At 45.2% G+C, this 11,714-nt stretch carries 12 protein-coding genes; 1 reads left to right on the forward strand and 11 read right to left on the reverse strand.

The features are described from left to right. The 5 genes from D8877_RS01570 to D8877_RS01590 all read right to left on the reverse strand — a co-directional run bounded on the left by D8877_RS01570 (position 1) and on the right by D8877_RS01590 (position 4,769). Positions 1-867, reverse strand: coding sequence for a GHMP family kinase ATP-binding protein (locus D8877_RS01570; protein WP_002903895.1), 867 nt, complete (start codon positions 865-867; stop codon positions 1-3). Further along, entirely contained in the window at positions 860-1,954 is a 1,095-nt protein-coding gene (cobD, locus tag D8877_RS01575) for a threonine-phosphate decarboxylase CobD (RefSeq protein ID WP_002896402.1), read from the reverse strand. The genes D8877_RS01570 and cobD overlap by 8 nt, the downstream gene beginning before the upstream one ends. 64 nt (positions 1,955-2,018) lie before the next feature. Next, positions 2,019-2,453, reverse strand: a complete 435-nt coding sequence (locus D8877_RS01580; protein ID WP_011836561.1) for a EutP/PduV family microcompartment system protein — start codon at positions 2,451-2,453, stop codon at positions 2,019-2,021. A gap of 39 nt (positions 2,454-2,492) precedes the next feature. Then, complete coding sequence (locus D8877_RS01585) at positions 2,493-3,809, reverse strand: HAD family hydrolase (protein ID WP_125352196.1); 1,317 nt, start codon at positions 3,807-3,809, stop codon at positions 2,493-2,495. A 303-nt stretch (positions 3,810-4,112) separates the two neighbouring features. Continuing rightward, entirely contained in the window at positions 4,113-4,769 is a 657-nt protein-coding gene (locus D8877_RS01590) for a lantibiotic ABC transporter permease (RefSeq protein WP_161543461.1), read from the reverse strand. A gap of 183 nt (positions 4,770-4,952) precedes the next feature. On the opposite strand from D8877_RS01590, the gene queG reads away from it, so the two are divergent. Beyond that, positions 4,953-6,095 carry a tRNA epoxyqueuosine(34) reductase QueG gene (gene queG / locus D8877_RS01595; protein WP_002907153.1) on the forward strand — a complete coding sequence of 381 codons (1,143 nt, stop codon included), beginning with the start codon at positions 4,953-4,955 and terminating at the stop codon, positions 6,093-6,095. Between the two features lie 33 nt (positions 6,096-6,128). On the opposite strand, the gene D8877_RS01600 is transcribed toward queG, so the two are convergent. The 6 genes from D8877_RS01600 to nikA all read right to left on the reverse strand — a co-directional run bounded on the left by D8877_RS01600 (position 6,129) and on the right by nikA (position 11,672). Beyond that, entirely contained in the window at positions 6,129-6,704 is a 576-nt protein-coding gene (locus tag D8877_RS01600; protein ID WP_002901082.1) for a flavin reductase family protein, read from the reverse strand. 52 nt (positions 6,705-6,756) lie between these two features. Then, positions 6,757-7,467, reverse strand: coding sequence for an ABC transporter ATP-binding protein (locus tag D8877_RS01605; protein WP_125352200.1), 711 nt, complete (start codon positions 7,465-7,467; stop codon positions 6,757-6,759). Continuing rightward, complete coding sequence (locus tag D8877_RS01610) at positions 7,454-8,245, reverse strand: ATP-binding cassette domain-containing protein (protein WP_125352203.1); 792 nt, start codon at positions 8,243-8,245, stop codon at positions 7,454-7,456. The genes D8877_RS01605 and D8877_RS01610 overlap by 14 nt, the downstream gene beginning before the upstream one ends. Continuing rightward, the gene (locus tag D8877_RS01615; RefSeq protein WP_125352205.1) at positions 8,233-9,039 is read right to left on the reverse strand and encodes an ABC transporter permease; all 807 of its coding nucleotides are present in this window, start codon (positions 9,037-9,039) and stop codon (positions 8,233-8,235) included. Before D8877_RS01615 ends, D8877_RS01610 begins: the two co-directional genes overlap by 13 nt. Continuing rightward, the gene (locus D8877_RS01620) at positions 9,032-9,973 is read right to left on the reverse strand and encodes an ABC transporter permease (protein WP_125352207.1); all 942 of its coding nucleotides are present in this window, start codon (positions 9,971-9,973) and stop codon (positions 9,032-9,034) included. The genes D8877_RS01615 and D8877_RS01620 overlap by 8 nt, the downstream gene beginning before the upstream one ends. A gap of 91 nt (positions 9,974-10,064) precedes the next feature. Next, a complete protein-coding gene (gene nikA / locus D8877_RS01625) occupies positions 10,065-11,672 on the reverse strand; it encodes a nickel ABC transporter substrate-binding protein (RefSeq protein ID WP_125352208.1) in 1,608 nt (535 codons plus the stop codon). Positions 11,673-11,714 lie beyond the last annotated feature (42 nt).

Below are 11,714 nucleotides of genomic sequence, written 5' to 3' on the forward strand. Positions count from 1 at the left end.
CTAGTCTGTCTCCTCCCTGACCGGCTGCACCCCTTCAAAAATAATCCTGCTCAAGGTCCGAGTCTGATAATAAGCCCCACTGGCTGAGCGAGCTAGTTCAGCCTCCAATTGAGGCAAGTTTTCTAGCTGTTCCCTGCTCAGCAGCAGACCAACCAATGTGCCACTATGGGCAACATTGAGCCCTAAGCATTGGTATTTTTTTACCAAATTCAGTAATTCTTCCAGATAGGGCTTGGGCAGCCGTTGGTTATTCAACAAAGCACTATAACTCGCTAAATGGCCAATCTTTTCCAGACTCTTCTCCTGACAAGCCTCCTGAAAGAGAGGAAGCAAGCGTTTGGACTCCTCAGCCGGATAGCTAGGACTGTCCTTCATCCGAACCAAGTCAAGGGTAGTCACCATCTCCACAGGCTCCAAGATATAAACATAGAGCTCCGGTTGCCAGTCTGTCTGCCAGACCACTTGACCAGTCAGGGGATTAATGACCGTCCAGTTCTCAAAAGCCACCGAGTCAGTAGGCTCAATCTTGGCACAGAGACGAGTTAAATCTGCTGCTCTTAGAGGCTGCTTCTGCCCCAGAGCAGCTGCCTGCAGGCAGCTAACCATATCTGCTGTGCTGCTAGAATAGCCCTTGCTGATAGGCAGGTCGGACTCCTGAACAAAAGAGAAAGCATTGGACTCAGGCAGGAGCTCCAAAGCTCGCCTTACCTTTTCACCTTGGTCTTGCCTTGCGAGAGACGAAGCTCCGTCCGATCTCACTCGACTGCTCTTCTCAATCCCATAGGAGAGCAGGACTTCCTGCTCTCCAACTAAACCTTGAAATAATTCACCGCAGGAACCTGGACAGGAAACCATTACCTTAGTCATAAGGAGCCTCTTTCGCTAAGACTTCTGTCAGACAAGCCAGAAGCTGTTCATTTTCCTGATGGCTGCGGATGGCTATGCGGTAATGCCGTTCTGACAGATCATGATAATTTTGACAGGAACGGATAAAAATCTTTCTCTGCCGAAGCTCCTGACGCAGGTCCAGCCGACCTAGATACTCAAAGAAGATATAATTGACACTAGGCTTGACCGGCCGAATCTGTGAAAATGCAGTTAGTCCTTGAAAAAGGAAATCTCTTTCTACTCGAAGCCACTGCTTGGTAGCTTGCTGATAGGCCTGATCTTCCAAAAGGACAGGCAGGGCGTGATCCGCCATAGCATTGACCGACCAAGGAGCGCGGCTCCCCTCTATCTCATCAAAGCAAGTTGGATGACAGCTGAGAGCATAGCCCAGTCTCAGACCGGGAATAGCATAAAACTTGGTCAGAGACCGCACCACTACTGCATTTGGATAGGTGGCCAGACGTGAGACGAAGCTATAGTCCTCCTCATCGTCCAGAAAGTCCATAAAAGCCTCATCCAGTATCAAAAAGATTTGCCGCTCCTGCAGGTCCTCAGCTAGCTTTTCTAGCTCAGTACGCCGAATCAAGGTACCCGTCGGATTATTAGGATTGCAGATGAGTACAGCGTCTCCAGCAGTTAGTGAATCCAAGGCCGGCATCATATCAGCTAGATTCCACTCATAGGATGGAGAAGGGAGGCTAAAGCGCTCCACCTTAGCCTGCACTTGCGAAAAGGCTTTTTCATATTCCATGAAAGTAGGGCTCAAAGTCAGGACAGTTTTTGGACGCAGGAAGCGGGCCAGCTCATAAAAGACTTCTACCGCACCATTTGCCAACAGGACCTTGTCCTTTTCTAGTCCATGATGATGTGCCAAAAGCTCTCTGGAGCGACTGTAGCTGATGTCTGGATAATGAACCAGCCAATCAATGGACTCGGTCAGACAAGCCCTCAGCCGCGGAGAAATCCCCAAAGGGTTGATATTGGCACTGAAATCCAGACAGTCTTCTAGAGAAAAACCAAATTCCTCAGCCAAAGCTGCCGCATTTCCACCGTGCTCTACTTTCATAAATAGACATTCCTTCCTCGTTTCCTTGTTAGAATCTAGTATACCATATTCGGCTTTTTCGTCCTTAGTCTGCCTCCAGATAAGCCTGGAGACGGTCAATTCCTTCGTTTTCCGTCGCTGATATTTCAAAAATTTCCTTAGCTCCAGCCGCTTTCAGCTGTCGCCGTGCTTTTTCAATCTGCTCTTCCTTATCGGCCATATCAATCTTGGTGACAATGCCAATCACTTCTTTATTGAATAGGGAAGAAAAGCCTTGAGGAAAGGTCTGCATCTGATTGGAAGCCGCCACCAAGAGACCAATCACATCAGCCTCCGTTGCCGTCACGTTCAGAGCATTATAATACTTACGATGCTGGAGAAATTCTCCGGGCGTATCAATGATGGCATCATAGAACTCAATAGCCTGAGTCTTAAAGTAGCTTAGCTCCAAGCCTTTCAGTCGCTGAGTCAGGGTTGTCTTACCCACTCCGACCGGACCGACAAACATGATTTTTTTCATATTTTGCATCCATTCCTCTCTATGACAGGGAACTGCCTGCTATCTGCTTAGCTGGGCTTCCTTACTATCTAGTTTGATAGTTTCCCTGCCATCGAGCAGTACACCTTTATTTTCATCGCGGCCTTGCAGATAGTAAAGGGCATCTTCCTGGCCGTAAGTTTCAATTGCCTTAGTTTGCAAAAGACCGATTCCCTTGCTAGGATCTCTCAAAAGATTGAAGATGATACCCATTTGCAGTTTAGGGAAGTCCTTGAGCATAGCATAGTCGCCATTACTGTCGCCGGCAATCAGGATTGGTTCTTGATTGTCATGATTGACAGCAATCAGCTTCTTGATGGTTTCTGTCTTGCCCTCACCTTGAGTCTGAGCATAATTGGTATCGTATTCTGGCTGAATCACTCCCTGATCATCCTTTTTCAGGCGCATAGCAGTGACATTTTCTTTAGGAATATTGTAGCCATACTTAGAATTGCTAGCATAAGGGATAATCACATCGATATAAGACGCTGAGCAGATATAGACATCAATGCCGTTAGCCATCAGAGTCTTGTAGAGATTTTGCATTTCCTTGACTGAGCGAACACCTCGCTTGAAGGTCACAGTGATTTGGCCTGACTCACCTTTCAAGCCTTCTGGACTTTCCCAAGTTTCAGAAGTCAGCTTGTCCTCAAGAGCCTGGTCAATAGACTTTTCAGATAGGGCTTGAACTTCTTCAGAAGTCATACCTGCATAGAGGTAGGTCACCCATGGATAGCTAATATCCGAACTGAAGGTGTCACCAATCGCTTCGTAAAGATAGCGGAGTTTAGAAGCAAAGTCTTGGTATTCGTCAGTCTTTTTGACTTCTTCCAGAGACTTGTCTCCTTGCATTCCCTTATAGCTATTGTAAATAACCGTGTAGTCAGAAAGCAAGTCAGCTGCAATCTTGTCAATGTTTACTGGCTCACCATCTTTGTTATGGTAATCCTCAACGAAATCGTCGCTCGGTATATTGGTCCGCACTGCTTGGTCAAATTCTTCTGGCGTCATCTTGAAGGCCAGATTTTCAATTTGATAGGTAAAGGTTGCTTCACCGATGTCATTAATGACTGTCGTATTGTCCCAGTCAAAGACGGCATAAGGTTTTTTATTTTTATCATAGCTAGAGCTGGTGTTCCCATTCTCCTTGATGAGCTTAGTCAGGCGGGCATAAAGCTTGTCTTCCCAAACGCCCTTATCCAAAGTCTTAGCCTTGTCCTTATCCGTTGTCTCTGTCTTAGCCGAGGATGACTCCGTCGTCGTCTTGTTATTCCCCGCTTGACAAGCTCCCAGAAGCAAAGCCAAACTACAAAGCAGCACAATTCCTTTTGTCCGCATAGAAACAATCCTCCATAAAAAATAATAGTGCGCAAAAAAATGGCATAGAAAACCCCTTTGATTCTGAAACACTCGCTTCATTGCGATCAAATCAGGCTTCCTTGCCATTTTCTATACTGTTATTATATTATAAACTATCTGACAGACTTTGTCAATGAAGCGCTTTCAGATTTGTAAAAAAATAAAGGCAGGGAAATTATTTCTCTGCCTTACTGATTAAAATGCATATACTCTAATCTTCTCAATCAATGTGTTAGAGGAAACCTAACGTATTCAAGACTAGACAGACAATCCCCTTTAATTCTACCATTTTTCGGGCACTTGATTTCTCCAGCCTGTGAAAACTTGTGCATAGCCCAATAGATACAAGGGCGTCAATGCGATGCTCAAACCTACCAAGGCAATAATCATATAGAGTCCTGACAGCATAAACAAGCGAGTGATGACTGCTACTGCAGCTGACAAGCAGCACAGGACGATGGCGTGAATCTGCAAAATATTGATCTTTTGTTTCTGTTCAAAATATCTCAATTTTGAAACGATAACTATCTGATAGAGCAAATTAATCAACTGATAAGACAAGCTGAGTATGATAAAAATCATAAAAAATGCTAAGTGGTTCTCACCAAAAAAGATGGAGCCCCAAAAAAGCAATTCAAAATGAAGAAATAGGTAAGAGCTGGTCGGAATGAGCTGCAAGGCTTTAATATCAAAAAACTTTTGGAAGAGTAAAAAGGCCAGGAACAAGATAAGCGTGTGAACAATAGTAAAATTCATGACTATCATGCTCAGATGATGCATCTCCCCGCGTAAGAAAATAGAAACGATAAATACCAGTGAGATGAAAAATAACTCAACTAAACCAGCCTTATAAAAATCTAAGTTTCTGATTGGATTACAATCCGTAACAAGAACATTCAAAAATTCATAATATCTCTTTTTCATTTTGTAAACTCCCATTGTTTAACTTTATAAAATTTCCCCTAAACTTTGCGGAACTTTCTATAAAAAAATTCCACATTTCATTATATCATACAGTATATAGGCTAAGGAAGTCTTATAAAACTATAGGTATAGTTCTATAGGATAGTTCCCTTTATTAATCATTCGCCAAGTTGGCATTTTTCCGCTATAATAGTAAGGATGAACATCAAAGAAGAAATTATTAACTTAGCAAAAGAAATTGGGATTTCTAAGATTGGCTTTACGACAGCGGATGATTTCGACTATCTGGAGAAATCGCTGCGCTTGGCTGTAGACGAAGGGCGAAATTCAGGATTTGAACATAAAAACATCGAGGAGCGGATCAAGCCCAAGCTCAGTCTAGCCTCAGCCAAGACCATTATCTCTATCGCAGTCGCTTACCCCCACAAGCTCAAGCAGCAGCCTCAGAAAACGGCCTACAAGCGGGGCAAATTCACCCCCAACAGCTGGGGATTAGACTACCACTATGTCCTGCAGGACAAGCTGGACCGGCTTGCCAAGGGAATCGAAGAGCTGACCGCTGACTTTGAATACAAGGGCATGGTGGACACGGGCGCCTTGGTCGATACCGCCGTAGCCCAGAGAGCAGGAATCGGCTTTATCGGCAAGAACGGCTTGGTCATCTCCAAGGAATTTGGCTCCTATATGTTTTTAGGAGAGCTCATCACCAATCTGGACATCGAGCCCGATCAGCCCGTCGACTACGGATGCGGAGACTGCAATCGCTGCGTGACAGCCTGTCCTACTTCCTGCTTGATTGGCGATGGCAGCATGAATGCCAAGCGCTGTCTGTCCTTTCAGACTCAGGACAAGGGCGTCATGGATCTGGAATTTCGCAAGAAGATTAAGACTGTCATCTATGGCTGTGATATCTGCCAAATTTGCTGCCCTTACAATAAAGGCTTGGACAATCCTCTGGCGACAGAGATTGACCCCGACCTTTCTCATCCAGAACTCCTGCCTTTCTTGGAGCTTTCCAACGGTCAGTTTAAAGAGAAATTCGGTCATGTGGCCGGCAGCTGGCGGGGGAAAAATATCCTGCAGCGCAATGCCATTATCGCTCTGGCAAATGCCAATGACCGCTCTGCCATTCCTAAAATGCTGGAAATTATCGACAAGGGGCAAAATCCCATTCATGTCGCTACAGCTATCTGGGCTCTGTGTCAGCTGGTGCGTGAGGTCCATCCGGAGATGATAGAACTGGTCATGGGCATCAAAAATCCGACCCCGCAAATCCAAGAAGAGCAAGACCGTTTTCTAGAGAAATTTGGCCTAGAAGAAAAACTTTTGATAGAAAACTAAACCGCTGAGATAGTATGAATCTCAGCGGTTTCTTTATTTTTCTTCTTGTTTGCGGATTTCTTTAATGATGGAGCCCATCTTGACTGACTCGTCGCTGAAATAGCGGTAAAGCCGGCCATCTCCGTCTCCCATGTAGCTGATAGGAGAAAAACGGTCACTACGGAAAGCATCATTCTCATCAATCAAATCCTCATCAACCACGCGCCGAGTGACACGGGCGATGACATTGGTCAAGGCACCGCATTCGACCATATCCAGCACCTGACACTCAATGGATACAGGGCATTGGTCTACCAGCGGAGCATCCACAGTCTCGCCGATTGTGTAGCTAAGACCAGTCAGGGCAAACTTGTCCTTGCGGCTGTTGAAGCCAGCAATTTCAGACTCTTTGGTCAAATCCTTCTCTGGGACATTGACTGTGAACTGCTGGTGCTTGGTAATCTCTGTAATGGCATTCCCCTTGGTACGCATGGCAATAACCATCATACTGCCCAAGGAATAAACCGAGCTTGAGGTCGAAATATTATAGCCGTGCACATCGTCCTTATAGCCTAAAAAGAAGACTGGAAAGCCGAAGTAAAGTTTTCTCGTTTCAAAAGTACGTTTCATATAGGTTCCTTTATGTTTAATTTTAAAATAGATTAGCTAGTTAAGATATTCGTCAGTTGAAATTTCCCTTGTCGCCTATCAACTTTTTTGTCACGGGGTGATGAGCTTGGATAGGCAGCTCAAAGTCCTTTATCTCATCAACAATTTCCCCGTCTGCCATGACCAAAATCCGATGGCAGAGAGCGTAGCTCAGCTTGAAATCATGCGAGATGAAAAGATAAGTCAGCTGGTATTTCTCCCACAAATCATATAGGAGGCGTAACAACCTTCCCTGAACAATGGGATCCAGACCGCTCAGAGCCTCATCAAAGATGAGAACATCTGGCTTTAAGAGTAAGCCGCGGGCGATACAAATCCGTTGAAGTTGGCCGCCACTGAGCTGGCGTGCTAGCTGATTCAGATAGCTTTTATCCAGACCGACGTCTTCTAGAATGGCTTCTACCTCTTCTCTAGCCACATTTTTTGGCAGGGCCTCTGTCAAGACCTGCTCGACTGTAAAATGCGGATTGACCGAATGGAGTGAGTCCTGAAAAACCAGCAAAATTCTCACGCCAGACTTTTTGACTGAGTAGGGCTGGCCATCCAGTAAGACCTGGCCTTGACTGGGCTTTTCTAGACCAATCAGCAATTTAGCCAGTGTACTCTTACCACTGCCGCTCTCGCCCATCAGACCGATCATTTCACCTTTCTGGACGGAGAAGTTACAGTCTTTGACAACCATTTTGCCATCGAATTTTTTAAAAACATGTCTACATTCCAGCATCTTGTCTCACCAACCGTTCGTATGGATTTCCTAAGATAAGGTCTTGGCTATAGGTCTGCGAAGGACTTTCGAGGAGCTTAGCAACCGGCCCTTCCTCCATGATAGCCCCCTGATACATGACAAGCATCTTGCCTCCCAGCTCCCGCGCCAAATGATAATCATGGGTCACTGTGATGAGGGTCTTGCCTTTAGCCAACTGCTCCTTTAAGATGAGAATAATCTGCTCGCGATTATGGATATCCAGCGCCGAAGTAGGCTCGTCCAAAATGATGGTCTCTGGCTCCAGGCAAAGCAAGATAGCCAGCATGACCCGCTGCAGCATACCGCCGCTGAGCTCAAAAGGATATTTCTTCAAAAGCTCTTCCGGCTCTCCCAGTCTGACTTCTTTCATAGAAGCTACTGCCTTAGTCAGACAAGCGCTCTTTGAAATCTTGCTATGGCTGCGCAGGGTTTCCCAAAAATGACTTTGAATGGTCTGAAAAGGATTGAACATAGCCATCGGATTTTGAGACATATAGGCCACTCGTCTCCCCCGCAGCTGCTGCCAGTCCTTGAGAGAATTGCGCTCTAGAGACATGGAGCCATAGTGAACTTCACCTTGCATGCTCAAGGATGAAGGCAACTGGCCAATCAATATCTTGGTTAAGAGGGTTTTGCCAGAACCACTCTCTCCAATAATGACCATAGATTGACCCGCCTCCACTTCAAAGCTGATGTCCTGCAGTATGGTCTTTCCCTCAATCTGGGCTGTCAGTTGCTTTACTGCTATTTTTTCCATGTCTGTTTCCAGCCTTTCTCTTCAAAGCATTCAGCAAATAGATTAAAGGCGACCACAGTCAGAAAGATAGCTAGTCCGGGCGCCAGCATCATCCAAGTTGCCGTTTGAAAATGGCTTCTAGCATCATGCAGCATCATGCCCCACTCGGTAATGTTAGGCTGGACACCGATTCCCAGAAAGGAAAAGCCAGAAATCATGAGAATGATATTCCCAATATTCATCAGCACAATAATCAAAATGGGCTTGTAGATAAAGGGCAGGATATGGGTTTTGAGGATATGAATCTGAGAGAGTCCCATGGTCTGGGCAGAAATGACATAGGCTTCCTCCTTGGTACTCTTGACCAGATTGGCCGTCACCCGAGCATAGTAAACCCACTCTATGATGACAATGGCTAAAATCATATTGGTCATTCCCTGTCCCAATATCCCAACAGTAGCTAGCGATAGCAGGAAGCTAGGAAAGGCGGAAATAACATTTGCAAACCATAAGAAGGTCGCTTCAGCCTTTCCTTGGTACCATCCGATCAGCAAGCCGACTGTTACACCGATGACCACTTCCAGCAGACTGATAGTCAAAGATAAAAAGAGGGAATAACGAGCCCCGTGCAGCAGACGAGACAAGACATCTCTGCCCAGCTGATCGGTTCCCAGCAGATGAACAGCGTCAGGTGCCATTAGTTTGTTTGAGATCTCTACTTGCTGGGGGTCGAAACTCGATAGATAGGGAGCAAAGAGAGCGCAGATAAAGAGGACTAGCAAAATGACACTTGAAAAAATAAATCGTTTAGACATTGCTCCTCCTTTTTCCGACTCTAGGGTCTATCCAGAGCGGCAGCTGCTGGGTTAGAATGTTATTTCCCAAGAATAATAGGCCAAATAAAAGCATACAGCACTGGATAATGGGCAGATCCACAGACTGCAGCGCATCTACAAAGAGGGAACCGACACCATTCCAAGAGAAGACTTCTTCGACAATTAAGGATCCTGTCAGAAGATAGACCAAGGTCAGGCTCAGGCCTGTCGCAATAGCTGGCAGTGAATTTCTCAAGAGATGATTCTTGACCAGGAAGAACTTACTGACTCCGCGCAGGAGGGCATTTTCGACATGAACACTGTTCATCTGCTCCAGCACGGCCTTGCGGATCAAAGCGGTATATTGGCCAATCAATGACATACTGAGGGTCAGACTAGGAAGAATCAAGCTGCTAAGGTCCTGCTTGCCCGAAACTGGCAGCCACCTCAGCTGAACAGCAAAAATCACAATCAGCATGTAGCCTAGCCAAAAGCTGGGCATGGAAACGCTGGAAAAGGATAGAAAGCGAGTGACCTTATCAAAGAGAGAACCCTTGTAGACTGCACTAAAAATCCCCAAAGGAATGGACGTAAACAAAATAAGCGCAAAGGATGTCAAGCCCAGAGAAAGAGTCGACTGGAAACGCTCCAGCACCAAGGGCAGGACAGGAACCTTTAATAGATAAGACGTCCCAAAATCCCCACGAAGCGCCTTTGTCAGCCAACCTAGATACTGCTGGGGCCAAGGTTGATTGAGGCCCAGATAATCTCTGGCTTTTTCCAAAGATTGAGGAGTCACTTGAATCTTAGATACCCTTAAATAATTTTCTGCTTGATCAGCTGAGGATAGCTTGGCCAAGAGAAAGGTCAATACTGATATCATCAATAGGGCAGCCAAGAAAGAAACTATTTTTTTAAATAAATCTTTTTTCATAGTCCTTAAAAGAAAAGGGGCGGCTGATAAGCTTTTCAACTTAGCAGCACTACTCCCTTTATATTAAAATTTGCAGTTATGAAGCCAGTTTTTATTTTTTCTCAATATAGCGCAGTGGGAAAGCATTTTCTTCTGGAGCAAAGCGCATGCCCTCGAGTTCTCCCTTGCGGTAGACGGAAACAACGGATTGGTAAGTGATTGGAATATAGATAGCTTCATCATGGAGCATGGTGAGGACTTTCTTATAGCCTTCATCGACTTTTGCCTCGTCTGGTTCGACCAGAGTCGCCTTGATAATTTTATCAATTTCTGGCTTAGATGGCAGAGCTTCTAGGGAAACATTTTCTGGGTGGCCATGGTCAGCTGGTGAAGTCAGGGCAGTCATCCAAGCATGCGGATCCCAAGGTGCTCCCCAAGAGAAGGTCAGCATCAAATCAAAGTCGCCCGTCTTAATATTTTCCCAATAGTCATCTTCTTCCATCGCTTTGAGCTGAACATCGATTCCGATCTTCTTCCATTCGCCTTGGAAGTACTCAACCAAGTCCTTGTCTGTCGCCTTAGACGAGATATAAGGAACATTCAGACTCAATTTCTTGCCATCTTTTTCGCGGATACCGTCAGAGCCTTTCTTCCAGCCTGCTTGATCCAGCATCTTTTCAGCCAGCTCGATATCGTATTCATAGGGAGTCAGATTGGCATCAGAGTGTGGTGTAGACTTAGAGAAGATGGTATCAGCTGGTGTTTCTGTTCCGCGGAAAATGTCTTTCGCGATAGACTTTTTATCAACCGCATGGTTCATAGCCTGACGGACAGTCTTGTCTTTGAAGATTTCCTGCTTGGCATTCAAGAGCATGAGGCGGCTGGACATTGGCTGAGATACGTCTGTCGTGTACTTATCATCCTTGGCATACTTAGCAAAGTTATCCAAACCGATAACGCCATTTCCATAGATCAAGTCAACATTGCCAGACTCAAACTCAAGAGCACGGGTTTGTGGATCTGGAATAATCTTGACTGTTACTTCTTTCAGTTTAGGCTTTTCACCCCAGTAATTTTCGTTACGGGTAAAGGTGATGTACTCGTTTGGCTTCTTATCTTTGACAACCCATTGACCTGTTCCGATTGGCTTCTTGAGGTTGTCCTTAGTCGTATCATCTCCGTCAGGGAAAGCAGCATCAGCTATGAAGCGGATCGGACGAATCATTGATAAATCATAGAGAGTCGCACTGTAGGCTTGTTTGAGCTTAATCTCAAAAGTATGCTCATCTACAACTCGATAGCTTTCCAGCTGGTTGGTGAAGTCAAACCACGTGTGGTTTTTCTTATTTTCCTCTGAAAAGACGGTATCGAAATTTCGTTTGACATTTTCTGCGTTAAAGTCAGAGTCGTCTGAGAATTTTGCTTTTCTCAGCTTGAAGGTATAGGTTTTACCATCTTCGCTGATATCCCAGCTTTCAGCCAAGGCTGGCTCGATTTTCCCATTGTCACCGTAGCGGACTAGGCCTTCATAGACCATATCCTGAATGACAAATTGGTCTGGATTGTAGCGGTGAGGATTGACATCCCCAAAGTCTTCTCCCCAGCCCATAGTGAGTTTGTCTTTCTCATTGGCTTGTTTGGAAGAATTTGAGTTTTGCTGGCAGGCTACCAAGAATAAAGGCAGCAAGAGGACAACTAATAAAAATAGTTTTTTTCTCATTTTTATTGAATCACTTTCTTGTATTCATATTTTTTATGATTT

This window comes from Streptococcus sanguinis, from assembly GCF_003943735.1.
GTDB classification, from domain to species: Bacteria; Bacillota; Bacilli; order Lactobacillales; family Streptococcaceae; genus Streptococcus; species Streptococcus sanguinis_E.

Coding starts and splice junctions, on each gene's coding strand:
- D8877_RS01600 (WP_002901082.1), bottom strand. CDS start 6,704: ATGAAACGTACTTTTGAAACGAGAAAACTTTACTTCGGCTTTCCAGTC.
- D8877_RS01570 (WP_002903895.1), bottom strand. CDS start 867: ATGACTAAGGTAATGGTTTCCTGTCCAGGTTCCTGCGGTGAATTATTT.
- D8877_RS01615 (WP_125352205.1), bottom strand. CDS start 9,039: ATGTCTAAACGATTTATTTTTTCAAGTGTCATTTTGCTAGTCCTCTTT.
- nikA (WP_125352208.1), bottom strand. CDS start 11,672: ATGAGAAAAAAACTATTTTTATTAGTTGTCCTCTTGCTGCCTTTATTC.
- cobD (WP_002896402.1), bottom strand. CDS start 1,954: ATGAAAGTAGAGCACGGTGGAAATGCGGCAGCTTTGGCTGAGGAATTT.
- D8877_RS01610 (WP_125352203.1), bottom strand. CDS start 8,245: ATGGAAAAAATAGCAGTAAAGCAACTGACAGCCCAGATTGAGGGAAAG.
- D8877_RS01585 (WP_125352196.1), bottom strand. CDS start 3,809: ATGCGGACAAAAGGAATTGTGCTGCTTTGTAGTTTGGCTTTGCTTCTG.
- D8877_RS01620 (WP_125352207.1), bottom strand. CDS start 9,973: ATGAAAAAAGATTTATTTAAAAAAATAGTTTCTTTCTTGGCTGCCCTA.
- queG (WP_002907153.1), top strand. CDS start 4,953: ATGAACATCAAAGAAGAAATTATTAACTTAGCAAAAGAAATTGGGATT.
- D8877_RS01605 (WP_125352200.1), bottom strand. CDS start 7,467: ATGCTGGAATGTAGACATGTTTTTAAAAAATTCGATGGCAAAATGGTT.
- D8877_RS01580 (WP_011836561.1), bottom strand. CDS start 2,453: ATGAAAAAAATCATGTTTGTCGGTCCGGTCGGAGTGGGTAAGACAACC.
- D8877_RS01590 (WP_161543461.1), bottom strand. CDS start 4,769: ATGGGAGTTTACAAAATGAAAAAGAGATATTATGAATTTTTGAATGTT.